At 39.2% G+C, this 15,002-nt stretch carries 14 protein-coding genes; 10 read left to right on the top strand and 4 right to left on the bottom strand.

Annotated features, from left to right (window positions below):
• Positions 1–123: 123 nt before the first annotated feature.
• Positions 124–1,344, bottom strand: coding sequence for an MFS transporter (locus ACOSV2_RS06390; protein WP_428974426.1), 1,221 nt, complete (start codon positions 1,342–1,344; stop codon positions 124–126).
• A 356-nt stretch (positions 1,345–1,700) separates the two neighbouring features.
• Between ACOSV2_RS06390 and ACOSV2_RS06385 the strand changes: the two genes are divergently transcribed.
• Both ACOSV2_RS06385 and ACOSV2_RS06380 read left to right on the top strand, forming a co-directional pair.
• Positions 1,701–2,381: a response regulator transcription factor gene (locus tag ACOSV2_RS06385; RefSeq protein WP_428974425.1), complete on the top strand. Its 681-nt coding sequence runs from the start codon at positions 1,701–1,703 to the stop codon at positions 2,379–2,381.
• Positions 2,378–3,787: a HAMP domain-containing sensor histidine kinase gene (locus tag ACOSV2_RS06380; RefSeq protein WP_428974424.1), complete on the top strand. Its 1,410-nt coding sequence runs from the start codon at positions 2,378–2,380 to the stop codon at positions 3,785–3,787. Before ACOSV2_RS06385 ends, ACOSV2_RS06380 begins: the two co-directional genes overlap by 4 nt.
• 24 nt (positions 3,788–3,811) lie before the next feature.
• On the opposite strand, the gene ACOSV2_RS06375 is transcribed toward ACOSV2_RS06380, so the two are convergent.
• Positions 3,812–4,324, bottom strand: a complete 513-nt coding sequence (locus ACOSV2_RS06375; RefSeq protein ID WP_428974423.1) for an Hsp20/alpha crystallin family protein — start codon at positions 4,322–4,324, stop codon at positions 3,812–3,814.
• Between the two features lie 572 nt (positions 4,325–4,896).
• Here ACOSV2_RS06375 and ACOSV2_RS06370 point away from each other — a divergent pair.
• The 3 genes from ACOSV2_RS06370 (at position 4,897) to ACOSV2_RS06360 (ending at position 9,300) form a co-directional block, all read left to right on the top strand.
• Positions 4,897–7,743, top strand: a complete 2,847-nt coding sequence (locus tag ACOSV2_RS06370; RefSeq protein ID WP_428974422.1) for a 2-oxoglutarate dehydrogenase E1 component — start codon at positions 4,897–4,899, stop codon at positions 7,741–7,743.
• Positions 7,744–7,762: 19 nt separating this feature from the next.
• The gene (gene odhB, locus ACOSV2_RS06365; protein WP_428974421.1) at positions 7,763–8,998 is read left to right on the top strand and encodes a 2-oxoglutarate dehydrogenase complex dihydrolipoyllysine-residue succinyltransferase; all 1,236 of its coding nucleotides are present in this window, start codon (positions 7,763–7,765) and stop codon (positions 8,996–8,998) included.
• A gap of 170 nt (positions 8,999–9,168) precedes the next feature.
• Entirely contained in the window at positions 9,169–9,300 is a 132-nt protein-coding gene (locus ACOSV2_RS06360; protein ID WP_428974420.1) for a hypothetical protein, read from the top strand.
• 203 nt (positions 9,301–9,503) lie between these two features.
• Here the strand turns inward: ACOSV2_RS06360 and sda are convergent, their stop codons facing one another.
• Positions 9,504–9,638 carry a sporulation histidine kinase inhibitor Sda gene (sda, locus tag ACOSV2_RS06355; protein ID WP_044336757.1) on the bottom strand — a complete coding sequence of 45 codons (135 nt, stop codon included), beginning with the start codon at positions 9,636–9,638 and terminating at the stop codon, positions 9,504–9,506.
• 402 nt (positions 9,639–10,040) lie between these two features.
• Between sda and ACOSV2_RS06350 the strand changes: the two genes are divergently transcribed.
• From ACOSV2_RS06350 to ACOSV2_RS06335, 4 genes are all read left to right on the top strand, one after another.
• Positions 10,041–11,678: an AMP-binding protein gene (locus tag ACOSV2_RS06350; protein WP_428975074.1), complete on the top strand. Its 1,638-nt coding sequence runs from the start codon at positions 10,041–10,043 to the stop codon at positions 11,676–11,678.
• A 190-nt stretch (positions 11,679–11,868) separates the two neighbouring features.
• On the top strand, positions 11,869–12,747 hold the full coding sequence (locus ACOSV2_RS06345) for a gamma-glutamylcyclotransferase (RefSeq protein WP_428974419.1): 879 nt from the start codon (positions 11,869–11,871) through the stop codon (positions 12,745–12,747).
• Between the two features lie 30 nt (positions 12,748–12,777).
• The gene (locus tag ACOSV2_RS06340; protein WP_428974418.1) at positions 12,778–13,584 is read left to right on the top strand and encodes a GNAT family N-acetyltransferase; all 807 of its coding nucleotides are present in this window, start codon (positions 12,778–12,780) and stop codon (positions 13,582–13,584) included.
• 41 nt (positions 13,585–13,625) lie between these two features.
• The gene (locus ACOSV2_RS06335) at positions 13,626–14,252 is read left to right on the top strand and encodes a DedA family protein (protein WP_428974417.1); all 627 of its coding nucleotides are present in this window, start codon (positions 13,626–13,628) and stop codon (positions 14,250–14,252) included.
• A 38-nt stretch (positions 14,253–14,290) separates the two neighbouring features.
• Here the strand turns inward: ACOSV2_RS06335 and ACOSV2_RS06330 are convergent, their stop codons facing one another.
• On the bottom strand, positions 14,291–14,626 hold the full coding sequence (locus tag ACOSV2_RS06330) for a hypothetical protein (RefSeq protein WP_113967997.1): 336 nt from the start codon (positions 14,624–14,626) through the stop codon (positions 14,291–14,293).
• Positions 14,627–14,783: 157 nt separating this feature from the next.
• Between ACOSV2_RS06330 and ACOSV2_RS06325 the strand changes: the two genes are divergently transcribed.
• Positions 14,784–14,987: a DUF6501 family protein gene (locus ACOSV2_RS06325; protein WP_428974416.1), complete on the top strand. Its 204-nt coding sequence runs from the start codon at positions 14,784–14,786 to the stop codon at positions 14,985–14,987.
• The last annotated feature ends 15 nt before the right edge of the window (positions 14,988–15,002 follow it).

The raw sequence follows: 15,002 nt of genomic DNA, 5'->3' as shown, positions 1-15,002 counted from the left end.
CGAAATAAACATGTCGGGATTGTAAAGGAGGAGCTTTCTTTATTCTACTCAGCAGATCTGGGTGTGCAATTGAAAAAGCGGAGCCTGCATTTCTGCTCCGTTTTTTCATCATGGAATGAATCCTTAAGCCTTTTTAGTTGAGACAGCTTGCTGGGGAGTTTCCGGAACCTTAATGAAAAGCATTCCGACCAGGCTGGAAAATAGGCATAGAAGGATGAAAATCATAAAGGTACTAAAAGGTTCAATCAACGCTACTATAGGGGGACCTAAAGCGACACCTGTAAACCTCATTGAACTGTAAATGGAGGTAATGGTTCCACGGTGTTCCTTCTCGATTCCTTCTGTTATCAATGCATCCAAACAGGGAAGGGCTGCGCCCATTCCGATACCAGCAATGGAAAATATGCTCAAGATGACCCCTAATCCTTCAGTCAAAATTAATGGAATGAAAGCGACCGAGCTCAATAGGGATCCAAATACGATGACCCACTTCATCTTGTCTTTGCTCTTTCCGATCACTTTTCCGGTTATATAGGAGGTAAGGCATAAAAAAAGGAGTGGGACTGCCAAATATAGTCCCTTCATTACGCCGTTAATTCCATAAGCCTGCTCTAAGCGGGTTGATAAATAATATAAAAATCCAAATAAAGTAAACATGGAAATGATTCCGATCACAAAGATTCCGAAGATCCATTTCTTTTCCTTCCTAAGGACGATTCCCACCTCATGAACAAATTCCTTAATGGTTTGTTTCGCTACTTCCCCTTTTTTAGCCGGGACTTTTACAAATACCACGATCAGTATTATGGATAAAAGTGAAAATACTGGTATGGAAAAGAAGGGAATAAACCAAATCCATGCAGCAAATAATGCACCAAGTATCGGGCTTAGAACTTTGCCGAATGTATTAGATGTCTCGATTAAGCCCAATCCTTTGGTGATTTGATCATCGTCCTCATACAGATCACCGACGGTAGGGATGACGACCGGGAAGGCACCGGCTGCTCCAATTCCTTGAACAACCCTTCCTACAATGACAAAAATATAGGAGTTCGAACCGTATAAGGAAGCAAATCCACAAATGAGGCCACCGATTCCCGCAATGACTAAACTGGGTATTAAAATGTTTTTCCTGCCGAAACGATCGGATAAGTAACCGGCAATTGGAATGCAGAGTATGGCTATGATGGAGTAAACGGTGATGATCAAGCTTGATTGAAATCCCGTAATGTTAAGCTCCTTTTCTAATTGAGGAAGAACAGGGATCAACATCGAATTCCCAAGTGTCATAACTAAAGGAATAGAGGATAACGCAAGTAAATCCAATTTTTTCTTACTTTCCATTTCGTGCACCTCATTCTTATTTATACAACTCTTATTTTCTTCAACAGGAGTAATTTCATACTATCTATTTATTTGATTATAATATCATTATGTAAACTTATAATTTCTTTCTTCTCTAAGTGAAAACTTACCCTTTTCTCATTCAATTTTAATGAATGTGGAGGAAAATGACGGTAATGATAAAAGGGAGGTAAGAACCATGTGGATTCGAATAATTCCTATTTTATTTTTCAGTTTTACTGCCATTACATTAATGACGTATCAAGGTATTGAAATCTTTCAAGCGCTTAATGATTTTATTTTCAGCAAAAGTAAAATAAAATAAGACGTATTAGCCTTTAGAGCAGGTGATTTATGTGAAAAGAATTTTAGTCATAGAAGACGAAAAAAATCTCTCCCGGTTCATTGAACTGGAACTTAAATATGAAGGATATGAAGTGGGTCTTGCCCATGATGGAAGAGGAGGGTTAGAGAAAGGCTTAAACGAGGATTGGGACATAATCTTATTGGATCTTATGCTGCCGAATTTAAACGGACTTGAGGTTTGCAGAAGAATACGGCAAGTGAAAGCGATTCCGATCCTCATGATAACGGCAAGGGATAGTGTAATGGATCGTGTATCAGGATTGGACAGCGGTGCGGATGATTATATCGTAAAGCCTTTTGCTATTGAAGAACTGTTAGCGAGATTGAGGGCCGTATTCAGACGAGCCGGAAATGAAGAAGCAGCTTCGACTCAAACAACTTATCATTACCGTGATATCACCGTTCAAAAGGAATCAAGGCAAGTATTTAAGCTTGAACATGAAATCGAGGTTACGAAAAGGGAGTATGACCTTTTACTCGCATTTTTGGAGAATAAAAATATTGTTTTGACCCGTGAAGTCCTTCTCAATAAAGTGTGGGGGTATGATACCGAGGTTGAAACGAACGTAGTGGATGTTTATGTAAGATATTTACGCAATAAAATTGATTCGCCCGACGAAGATAGCTACATCCAAACTGTACGGGGTACTGGGTATGTGATGAGGACATGAATACATTCCTGAATCGTTTTAAGCCCTCTTCCCTTAAGGTGAAGTGGGCGTTAGCCGCTGGTTCAGCCATATTTCTTGCCTTTTTCTTATTTAGTTTTTTTCAATATCATGCAATCAGTAAGTGGATGGTGGATGAAGAAGAAAATAATTTTGGTCGTGTACTGGATGAAATTACGGTGTTTTTCAAACAAAGAGGATCAAATATACAGCTCCAGGACATTTATGATAGCCGGGATTTGATGAAACAAATAGCTGAAAAGGACCAGACTATCCGTGTTTTAGATAATCAGGGGAATCAAGTATTGGAAATACGGGGTGAAGATGAATCAGCTTTTTACGTACCGTTTCATCCCGTTGGAGAGACGTCAGTTACACTCATAGAATCTGAGAAAAATCAAATGCTCATTGGGAGATCTCCGATACGATCGAATCAATTCAATGGATATATTGAAATTATCCAGCCTTTAAATCGATATGAAAAGATCATGAAGAACCTGTTCTGGATGATGACCATCACGGGGGTATTAGCACTCTTGATCAGTGCAATTATCGGCTATTTCATGGCTAAAAGCTTTGTACGTCCATTAAATAAGCTTTCTGAAACAATGAGATCGATTGAAAGGAAAGGATTTCACGAGAGAGTAGAGATTGTGAAGGCACATGATGAAATAAGTGACCTATCACAAATTTTCAATAAGATGATGAGCGAAATTGAGAAATCCTTTCAGCAACAGCAACAATTTGTTGAAGATGCATCACATGAATTAAGAACGCCCATACAGGTATTAGAAGGACACCTGGCTCTTTTGAACAGATGGGGAAAAAAAGATCCGACGATTCTGGAAGAATCTTTACAGGTGTCATTGGAAGAACTTGAAAGAGTGAAAAGGCTTATAGGGGAATTGTTAGAACTTTCTAGAGCGGATCGTGAGAAATTTGACCTTCAAACCGTTCGTGCCAATCCACAAAGAGTGGTTGATAAGGTTATTAGAGACTTTAAATTTCTACATCAAGAACACACTTTTCTGTGCTTGGATGAGTTGGATCATGAAACAATGGTGACTATTATGCCAAGGCATCTGGAACAAATTATGATCATCCTGTTAGATAATGCCGTTAAATACTCTGATACGCATTCAAACATTGAAATAAAGCTAGTGAATCTGGAAGAAGATGTGATGATCGAAGTGAAAGACGAAGGGATCGGAATCCCAGAAGAGGATCTTCCTAAGATCTTTGACCGGTTCTACCGCGTGGATAAGGCCAGAAGTCGTGAAAAAGGCGGTTATGGTTTGGGGTTAGCCATTGCATCAAAGCTCATTCAAAACTACAACGGTGAAATCTTAGCCTTAAGAAACGAGCCCGCAGGTACCATTATTCGCATCTCTCTTAAGTATGCTCATTAAATGTATTCTACGAGAGGAGACGTCTCAATATTTATCAGAGACGTCTATTTCTGTATATTGCATGTCGATGCTTTTAGGTATTTTCAGCTCTAATATCCCGTCCTTGTATTGAGCCACTGCGCCTTTTTTTTTCACTAGACAAGGGAGTGTGATGACCTGTCTTTCCTCATGTCCCGGGATGTTCTCGATAATTGCCTGATTCGACGTATGGAATATTCTCAATTGCTTCATCCACTCCTCACTTGGAACTTGAAACCGGATGTAAATATCCTCAAAAGATTCAAAGACATTTGCAGGTATTGAATTAGAAGAAGGTGAAGACTGACCCCGCTGAGATTTCTCCCCTTGATTGCCCAACGGATTCATAAAGGATTGCGCCCCGCTCATCATATCATTAGGATTCATCATACCGTCCCATCCGCCCGGGAACATTTTTTTCATCATACCTTGTATATAGGAATCCATTTCTTTCGGATTCATCTGATTCATTTGCTCTTTCATGTCTTTATTGAAAGGGAATAAACTCCATGGGAACATGTGAACCACCTCACTTTAATCTATATAGGCCATCTGCCATGATTGTTATATTGTATGCAATGCATGGGCGATGAGTTCATAGGCAGGAGGCAAGAAACAAAAAGTAATATAGGGTCAGCGCTGAAAATTTAAACACATAAGGCTTATCTAACATTCTAAAAATCTAATAATCTATAAAAAATTATGAAAAATAACAAAAAATATTTGGTTTTTTTTAGTAACAGTAGTAAGATGGTTTATGAAAAAAGCACCCTCATATAAGGGATACAAGAAGGTGAAAGAGAAAGCGCTTAATAAAATATTATTTCAGAATAGTCGATATAGAAAAAGGTTTTCTTGTAATTTATTATGGGAATATAAGTAATAATCATAATTAAAATACGGAAAACAAAATTTTGAGAAATTTGTCATAAAGACTTTATCTTACTACTGCACAGTGATAAAATGTCCTTGTAAGCGTTTTTATGTGTTTAAAATTACTATTCTTGCATAATGAAATATGGCTTTGAAATTGTAAGAATACATGATACCCAAATTATACTAACTGGCAAAATAGTTGGAGGTTTTTCACAATGAAAAAGCAATCGGCAAAAGGGGAACCGTGGCAATCGTTTTACGGACCTAACCTAGGCTATGTAATGGAGGTTTATGAACAATTCCTGGAGGATCCGACAGACGTAGATCCTGAATTGAAAGAATTATTCGAACAATGGGGCCCTCCTACAGCTGAAGACGTACAAGTAATCGCTAGTGCCCAGCATGGGGATACATCATTCACACTGCCGGCACAACCGACTGCGTTAAGTAAAATGGTAGCTGCAGTCAAGTTAGCAGATAATATTCGTACATATGGTCATTTAGCTGCGGATATTAATCCCCTTAATGACCGAAATAGAGACACAAGAAGAATTGAACTATCTGAGTTTAATTTATCTGAAGAAGATTTAAAGCAGATTCCTGTTGATTTCTTATGCCCGAATGCACCTTCACACATAAAGGATGGCTTGCAGGCAATCAATCATTTAAGACAGGTCTACACTAAGAAATTGGCATTTGAATATGCTCATGTTCATGAGCTTGAAGAAAAGAATTGGTTAAGAGAAAAGATTGAATCAGAATCCTATTTCACTCCTCTTTCTAAGGAAAAGAAACTGGCGTTATTAAAACGGCTTGCCGAAGTGGATGGATTTGAAAAATATATTCACCGTACATTTGTTGGTCAGAAGCGTTTCTCCATAGAAGGACTGGATTCTATGGTGCCTTTACTGGACGAAATGGTCCGTTATTCAGTTGAATCAGGTGCTAAAACAGTCAATATCGGCATGGCACATCGAGGGCGCTTAAACGTGTTGGCCCATGTTATTGGTAAACCGTATGAAATGATCTTTGCCGAATTCCAACATGCCCCAAGCAAGGATCTGATTCCTTCAGAAGGTTCAATTGGGATTACATATGGATGGACAGGTGATGTTAAGTATCATTTAGGTGCTGATCGCGAAATCTCACCTCTACAGTCGTCAACAGCGAGAGCTCGTGTTACTCTGGCGAATAACCCAAGTCACTTAGAGGTTGTGAGCCCGATTGTGGCTGGTTACACACGTGCTGCACAAGAAGTCCGTGAAGATAAGGGTTATCCAGAGCAGTCACCGGAATCTTCCTATGCCATCATGATTCACGGAGATGCTGCCTTCCCTGGACAAGGTGTTGTAGCTGAAACATTAAATATGAGTCAACTACGTGGATATAACACGGGTGGATCCATTCACCTGATTGCGAACAATATGATCGGTTTCACGACTGAAAGCCGTGATTCCCGCTCGACGAAATATGCATCTGATACTGCCAAAGGCTTTGAAGTTCCTATTGTCCATGTCAATGCAGATGATCCGGAAGCTTGTCTTGCTGCAGCTGTGCTCGCCTATGAATATCGTAAAACCTTTGGAAAAGACTTTGTCATTGATTTGATCGGCTACCGCCGTTTTGGGCATAACGAAATGGATGAACCGATGGTGACGAATCCATTAATGTACTCAGTCATTCAAAACCATCCAAATGTTAAGAAACTATATGCTGAAAAATTGATTTCAGAAGGAATCGTCACAGAAGCAGATGTAGAGAAATTGGATACCGACATCGAAGAAGAATTGAAAACGGCATACGATAAGGTACCGGCTAAAGACGATGATCCCGATACCGTTCTTGCTCCACCTGAGTACGTAGCAAATGGCTTACCGGAAATTAATACGAGTGTGGATTTTAAGAAGCTTGAAGGTTTAAATGATGAACTGCTTCAATGGCCGGATGGCTTTAATGTGTTCAAGAAATTGGATCGCATCTTAAAACGACGCAGCCAGGTTTTTGAAGGAAAAGGAAAAATTGACTGGGCCCATGCAGAGACGTTGGCGTTTGCTTCTATCTTGAAGGATGGAACGCCGATTCGATTAACGGGACAGGATTCCGAGCGTGGTACATTTGCTCAACGCCACCTGGTTCTTCATGATGAAAAATCCGGAGAAGAATACATTCCTTTACACAATATAAAGGACAGTCATGCTTCGTTTGTTGTTCTTAATAGTCCTCTTACTGAAACAGCTGTTGTTGGATATGAGTATGGGTACAATGTGTTTGCACCAGAGACGTTGGTTCTTTGGGAGGCACAATTTGGTGATTTCTCCAATATGGCACAGGTGATGTTCGATCAATTCATTTCAGCTGGCCGTGCAAAATGGGGGCAAAAAACCGGCCTAGTTATGCTGTTACCACATGGATACGAAGGTCAAGGTCCAGAACATTCAAGTGCCCGCTTAGAGCGATTCCTGCAACTGGGTGGAGAATATAACTGGACGGTTGCCAACTGTTCTACAGCTGGTCAATACTTCCATATTCTTAGACGTCAAGCTGCGATTTTACAAAAAGAAGAAGTAAGACCACTTGTCATTATGACGCCGAAAAGCTTGCTCCGAAATCAATTTGCAGCTGTCACAGCAGAGGAATTAGCCCATGGAGAATTCCATTCAGTCCTTGAGCAAAAGGGCCTTGGTGAGAAGCATGAGGCTGTTGAACGGGTTGTATTATGCAGCGGGAAAATTGCGATTGATTTAGAAGAGAAGCTTCAAAATATCGATGATAATGATTGGTTACACATTCTTAGAGTAGAAGAAATTTATCCTTTCCCTAAAGGTGATATATCAGCCATTCTGGAAAGATATTCAAACCTTAAAGAAATCGTATGGATTCAAGAAGAACCTAAGAATATGGGAGCATGGACATTTGCAGAATCACGACTCCGTGACATTGCTCCTGAGGGTGTTGAGGTGCATTATGTCGGTCGTCGCAGACGTTCCAGTCCATCAGAAGGTGAACCAACAGTACACAAAAAAGAACAATCACGAATTATTAACGAAGCGTTAACTCGATAAGAAAGAGGAGGACATCACAGTGGCAGAAATTAAAGTTCCAGAATTAGCAGAATCAATTACAGAAGGTACAATCGCCCAATGGTTAAAACAGCCAGGGGATTATGTGGAAAAGGGCGAATACATCGTTGAGCTGGAAACAGATAAAGTGAATGTTGAAGTCATTTCTGAAGAAGCAGGTACGATTCAAGAACTTAAAGCTGATGAAGGCGATACGGTCGAAGTCGGTCAGGTTATTGCCATTGTTGGTGCAGGTGGAGAAGCTCCAGCCACTTCTGACACAAAAGAAGAAGCACCTGCTCCTAAACAGGAAGAGAAGAAAGAAGAGGCAACCGAAGAAGCACCAGCGAAAGAGGACAAAAAGAATCGTCCAATCGCTTCTCCTGCCGCTCGTAAGTTGGCACGTGAAAAAGGTATCGATCTTTCCGATGTGCCTACAGATCCTCTAGGGCGTGTTCGTAAGCAGGACATTGAAGCTTATAGCAGTAAGCCGGCTGAAGCTCCATCTAAACCTTCCGTTCAAGAGAAGAAGGCACCCGCGAAAAAAGCTGATGGAAAGCCGGTTGTTCGTGAGAAGATGTCACGCCGTCGTCAAACGATTGCAAAACGCTTAGTAGAGGTTCAGCAAACAGCAGCCATGCTTACAACGTTTAATGAGATTGATATGAGTAAAGTAATGGAGCTACGTAAACGTAAAAAGGATAAATTCTTTGATGACCACGATGTAAGACTTGGTTTCATGAGTTTCTTTACAAAAGCAGTTGTAGCGGCTCTTAAAAAGTTCCCATACGTGAACGCAGAAATCGATGGGGATGAAGTTGTCCTTAAGAAATTTTATGACGTTGGGGTAGCCGTATCTACGGATGATGGATTGGTAGTACCTGTTGTACGCGATTGTGAACGCAAAAACTTTGCAGAAATTGAAGGGGAAATTATGGAACTGGCTACTAAGGCCAGAAACAACAAATTATCTCTTGGGGATCTGCAAGGTGGTTCATTCACGATTACAAATGGTGGGGTATTCGGTTCATTACTATCCACTCCAATCTTAAACGGACCGCAAGTTGGGATTTTAGGAATGCATAAAATCCAGCTTCGCCCAGTGGCCATTGATAAAGATACAATGGAAAATCGCCCTATGATGTACATTGCTTTATCGTATGATCACAGAATCATTGATGGGAAAGAAGCAGTTGGATTCCTGGCAATGGTGAAAGATTTACTTGAGAATCCAGAAGACTTACTACTTGAAGGCTAATTAGTCCTGATTGAATAAGAATAGATGAATGTTTGGCTGATTCATACATCCATAAGTGGATGATGGATCAGCTTTTTTTCACGTTTTTTTACTAAGAGAATAAAATATGGATAACTAAAATAAAGTTTGCTAAAGGAAACTCTCGGACATGAATAAGGAGGGAAGATGTAATGATGAAGAACTTCAATTCAAAAAAAGTGATTCAGTATTCATATCTATTTCATAAGATGGGGCTATTGGATAGTAAGCAATTCAAACAAATGGTGGAATATCATGGATCCAAAATTAAGAAACACAGTTAAGGCATGTTCTATAATGAATGTGATTCAACATATGTTGTTGATTTTTCTTAATCTATTGATTAGAGAGCTTGGAGCTGAAATCAATAGCCCAGTTAAATTGAATAGAAATGAAAAAAGACAGACTCAAGTGAAGATGAGTCTGTCGTAAAAATTGCATCTCAGGGGGTGAGATATAACCTAGTATTCTTTTTTAATTTTCATTGTCAAGATTTCCTAAAAGGTTTCAATCCTCGGTTACGAATTTCTTTCTTAAGAAGCAAAATCCAGTCTTGATCATTCCCTTGTTTCTCAGCATCACGATAAGCTGCCACCAACTGTTCATTACTTAAGATTTTCATGACCAACCTCCCAGGAATGTATAAAATATAGAATTTTCTATATTTTCTATTTATTCTACATAGAAATCACTCATTTGAAAAGGTTTTTTTATAAATTACGTCTAAAGTAGTATTTTTAGTTTTTATGTAGAAAAAGGTTTAGAGAAGGCGTTTTTTGTCTATATAAAAAAGTTGGATTCATCAAAGTCATGTAGAAACTTGTCATCTAACTCCTATCGATAGTTATTCACCTTAGATTAATAAAAGACAAAAATAATCACGATTAATTAGTTTGAAAATTTTAATTTTTGTGATAATATTACACGCATAAGGAACTGAAATTTTAACCTCTTTGACTACCTATACTGTAAGGTTCCAGGCTTAACATGAATACACATAAAGGGGGATATCCATTTGTCGGAGATAATACAAACAACTGTTGGTGAATTACTAGAAGAAAAAGCTCGTATACAGCCTGAGGTTGAAGCGGTCGTTTACGCAGACAGAGGATTAAGATGGTCTTATCATGAATTTAACCAACAGTGCAGGCAGGCTGCAAAAGGGTTTATGGATCTTGGGATCGATAAAGGAGATCATATCGCGATATGGGCTTCTAACACTCCTGAGTGGTTAGTAAGTCAGTTTTCGACGGGCAAAATGGGAGCTGTACTGGTAACCGTAAATACTAATTATCGTACTGCTGAATTAGAATATTTATTAAAGCAATCTGACAGTAAAACGATTATTCTGATGGAAGAGTTCAGAGGGGCTTCCTATATAGACATGTTGTATGAAATATGTCCTGAATTAAAAACGTCTAAACCCGGGGAATTGGAGAGTTCAAAACTCCCCTATTTAAAGAATGTCATTGTCTTAGGGGAGAAAGCATATCCAGGTACATATAGCTGGCAGGATATTATGGATAGAGGAAATGATGTTGAGGAAGGTAAGTTGGATGAAAGACTTTCGAGCCTGTCCCCCAATGATGCCATCAACATGCAATACACGTCAGGCACGACAGGATTTCCTAAAGGAGTCATGCTTACTCACTCTAATATCGTAAATAATGGATATAATATTGCCGGGTGCATGAGATTGACGAACGAAGACCGTTTATGTATTCCTGTTCCATTCTTCCATTGCTTCGGATGTGTATTGGGTACACTTGCATGTGTATCGGTTGGGGCTACTATGGTTCCATTACAGGAGTTCGATCCGAAACAGGTTCTCCAAACGGTGCAGGATGAAAAATGTACTGGTCTTCACGGGGTGCCAACCATGTTTATTTCCGAGTTAAACCTTCCAGACTTTGATCAATACGATCTGTCCCATTTGCGTACTGGAATTATGGCGGGAAGTAACTGTCCGATCGAAGTAATGAAGGGCGTCATGGATAAAATGGGGGCAGATGAGATAACCATTGCCTACGGTCAGACAGAATCTTCACCTGTCATCACTCAGACACGTACCCATGACCCGATTGAATTAAAGGTAGAAACGGTTGGAAAAGCCTTGCCAAATGTAGAGGTAAAGATTGTGGAGCCTGGATCGAACCGGGAAGTCCCCCATGGGGTACAGGGTGAGTTGTGTACTCGTGGGTATCACGTCATGAAGGGGTACTACAAGAATGAAGAGGCTACCCGGTTAGCCATAGATTCTGAAGGTTGGCTGCATACTGGAGACTTAGCGGTCATGGATGAACACGGCTATTGTAGAATTACAGGAAGATTAAAAGACATGATCATTCGAGGCGGTGAGAATATTTATCCGAGAGAAATTGAAGAATTTCTTTATTCCCATCCGAAGGTATTAGATGTTCAAGTCATTGGAATCCCTGATGAAGTCTATGGTGAAGAAGTTATGGCCTGGATTATTTTGAAGGAAGGTCTAACCGCAACACCAGAAGAGATTAGAGAATATTGTACAGGGAAGATATCCCGTCATAAAATTCCAAGGTATATCGAGTTTACTGATTCCTACCCAATGACAGCTTCAGGGAAAATTCAAAAATTTCGTTTAAGAGAGCAGGCGAAAGAAGCAGCCCTGCCTAAAAGTAATTAGAAATTTGAAAACGCTTCCTTAAAAAAGGACATTCCCAATTCATCGGGAATGTCCTTTTTATACGTATATAAAAGTATAATAGGAGTAGTAGATAACTGAAACTTCAGAGACTATTTGCTAAAATAAAGGAAAGCCGTACGAATTAATTAACAATAATATAATTATGTAATCAACAGGAAGGGGATTATCTGTGTACGTTTTTGTTTATGGGACGTTAAGAAAACACGAAAGCAATCATTTTTTATTAAAGGAAGCCATATTGATGAGGGAACAAGCTTGGGTGGAAGGTGTTCTTTACGATACAAAAAGAGGATACCCCGCACTAAAAGAAGGCAATGGGACCACTTATGGCGAATTATATAAAATTAACTCCAGTATATTATCACAGTTGGATGAGTTGGAGGATTTCATCGAAGAACGTGAAGACAACCTTTATTTACGAAAGCTTAAACTGGTTCATACAGATAATGGACCGCAGGAAGCTTTTGTGTATTATTCCGAAAACGAAGAATTGTTCCATGAAGAAATTCAATCAGGAGATTGGAAAGTACATCAGTTTCTAAATGACAAGCCTGATAGAATACTTTATTTTGCGTATGGTTCGTGCATGGATGATGAGCGTTTTAAATTTGCGCAAGTAGACCACCATTTCAAAAAATGTCTTGGTGGAGGAGTTCTGGAAGGATATTCTATGAAGTATCTCTTTAAAGTACATGATGGTGGCCGGGGAGACATTATTGAGGATGGAGGTACAATGGAAGGGGTAGTATATGATATCCCTCAACAAGCAGTAGAATACTTGTTCACGAGAGAAGGGGTAGCCCCTGGATGGTATAGAGCAGCTTTCATCGACGTAAGGATTGGCGGGAAGCTTTACAAGGACGTATTGACCTTTATTGTGAAAGGTAAGTGTCAGGAAACTTGTCCCCCAGATCATTATGCAAAAGAGATTCTACGTGGCAGTCGGCCACATGTAAGCAAGTCCTATCATGAGAAGTTACAGCAACAATTAGTTGGAATAGGGATGACAGAAGATCAGGTGCAGAATCTTCTCAACGAAGAAGAATAAATGTACGAATGAGTTCCGGGAGGTGAAGTCATGAAGGTAAGTAATGATCTATTATTCACTGCAATAGAATCACATCACTGGGACTATCCAGATCAATTGATACCGAGTGAAGTGGATAGTTTACACAGTGAAGGAATCGTTGCAATCAAAAATAAACAGTTGAAAAATGTCTTTGCTAATAAGGTACCTAAATTCATTATAAACGATTTGAATGAACTTCATGAAAAATGGAAGATGATTGAAGGCTTTTATGGAAAGGCATCCTTTAGTATGTGGATTAGGGAGCCACTTATCGATCAGGAAGAGCAATTCCTCCAATCACATGATGGTATGATGGAAGAGCATTATGAGGGACTGGTATTTGATCTGAATCAGAGTCACTTCATTCCTTCACCTTCTCATAGAGTCATTAGAGTTGAAAGTGACCTTCACATCCATGATCTTGTAGAAATCAGTTCCTCCATATGGGGATATCGGGAAGAAGACAAGCCGGTCATCTTTAAACAAAGAAAAGAGTTTATGAGCAAATGGGGAACGGATGGAGGGTTCACATTAGCTTACAATAAGGAGGGGCTTCCCGTTGGATACGGAAATTATCGGTTCAGCCGTGATCATGAATTCCTTTACCTCAATGGAGGAGGGGTGCTCCAAGAAGCAAGGCATGAAGGAGTATATTCTTCATTAGTGGCCCATCGATTGGAAATGGCAAAACGGGCGCAATGTCGGTTTGTTACCTGTCAGGCCAGAGTCGGCCACTCTGCTCCCATTCTTAAGAGGTTAGGGTTCCAAACGTTTTCAACCTATCAATATTGGGTAGTGAATAGAAAGGCGCGGTAAGCAGGAAAAAATAGTCGCTTTGTGTGAAATGGGGTAGTACGATGGATGTTTTACTACAATTGGTCGATCAATTTGGATATATCGCCATGTTTCTTTTTAGCTGGATTGTTTTTTTAGGATTACCGGTACCTAACGAACTCGCTGCTGCACTATCGGGATATTTATCTGAATGGAGAAATTTCAACCTGTATACCTCCTTTTTCTTTATGTATAGTGGATTAATCTCCTATGGAATCTTCGCCTTTTTAAATGGCCGATATTTCGGAACAAGATTAATATCTCGATTTATGAAGGGGGATAAATCAAGGAAACTCATTGACAATGGTGAAAAATGGATAAATAAGTATGGTCCATTTGCCATTTCGTTCAGCTATTTTATACCAGGCATCCGATTATTCATGCCTTATATTGCAGGAACGTCAAAAGGGATTTCTTTCATGAAGTTTCTCTTATATGCTCTTCCGTCTGCTTTTGTTTGGGGATTTGTGTATTTTCAGATTGGGAGGTATTTTCCAAAAAGTTTTCAGGGATTACTGGAAGAAGTGAGCGTGAAGGCAGGAATCATTTTCTCCATTTTATTCATCGGGGTTATCGTGTACAGTATTGTTATTACCTTGAAAAAAACCTCTAATACCTCGAAATGGAAAAAGGTACGCTATAGAAAATAAGAAAAGACTGATCAAAGATATCTTCTACTTTAATCAGTCTATCTATCTTGTTCATCTTTTATTATAGTAAAATACTTCCCGAATACACCCAACGCTTTAATTGTGGTCCTTGAGCCATTTTCATCCTCATATATTTTACCGATTGTGTTAAATAGCAAGTAGCCATTTTTAACATTTGAGCCTGTTTCAATCAGGGTTGAATAAGAATTTCCTTCAAGTTTCTTCGTACAGGTTATAGATTCATGACATTCAATATTGTATTCATCCAAAAGCCATGAATAAAATTGTTCTTCATTAGGTCGGTGGGTGCTCATGTAAAAAACCATCAATACTAAAGTGAACATTCCAATTCTTTTTAATCCGTCTCTCACCATAATCGAACCTCTCCTACAAATTCCTCCTATAATATACCATATTTTCTTATTGAAAGTGGTAGTTTCACAAAAAAATGACAAATCAGTTAGTAGTTGAACTTATAGCTCTGTAAGAATATACTATTAGCATAGTACATTCATAAAGGAGGTTATTAAATTGATTCACAAAACTTGGACGGAAAAAAATACCGGGAAAAAGGTAAAATGTGTACATACGGACGCAAAGAAATATACAGTTGAAAATGTTTTAACCATTGGAAAAGAATACGAAGTGAAAAACGAATCTGAAGAGTATTACTTCGTCATCGATGAAAGTGGGAAAATGGGAGGCTTCTACAAAGAGTACTTTGAAGAAGTGTAAGCCACCCCTTTCTGG

This window comes from Rossellomorea sp. DUT-2, from assembly GCF_052665285.1.
This window is presented reverse-complemented; position numbering and strand designations above follow the sequence as displayed.

Excerpts from the sequence above, each read along its gene's own strand:
- ACOSV2_RS06360 (WP_428974420.1), top strand. The coding sequence starts at position 9,169 with ATGATGAAGAACTTCAATTCAAAAAAAGTGATTCAGTATTCATATCTA.
- sda (WP_044336757.1), bottom strand. The coding sequence starts at position 9,638 with ATGAAAATCTTAAGTAATGAACAGTTGGTGGCAGCTTATCGTGATGCT.
- ACOSV2_RS06370 (WP_428974422.1), top strand. The coding sequence starts at position 4,897 with ATGAAAAAGCAATCGGCAAAAGGGGAACCGTGGCAATCGTTTTACGGA.
- ACOSV2_RS06335 (WP_428974417.1), top strand. The coding sequence starts at position 13,626 with ATGGATGTTTTACTACAATTGGTCGATCAATTTGGATATATCGCCATG.
- ACOSV2_RS06375 (WP_428974423.1), bottom strand. The coding sequence starts at position 4,324 with ATGTTCCCATGGAGTTTATTCCCTTTCAATAAAGACATGAAAGAGCAA.
- ACOSV2_RS06380 (WP_428974424.1), top strand. The coding sequence starts at position 2,378 with ATGAATACATTCCTGAATCGTTTTAAGCCCTCTTCCCTTAAGGTGAAG.
- ACOSV2_RS06330 (WP_113967997.1), bottom strand. The coding sequence starts at position 14,626 with ATGGTGAGAGACGGATTAAAAAGAATTGGAATGTTCACTTTAGTATTG.
- ACOSV2_RS06390 (WP_428974426.1), bottom strand. The coding sequence starts at position 1,344 with ATGGAAAGTAAGAAAAAATTGGATTTACTTGCGTTATCCTCTATTCCT.
- ACOSV2_RS06340 (WP_428974418.1), top strand. The coding sequence starts at position 12,778 with ATGAAGGTAAGTAATGATCTATTATTCACTGCAATAGAATCACATCAC.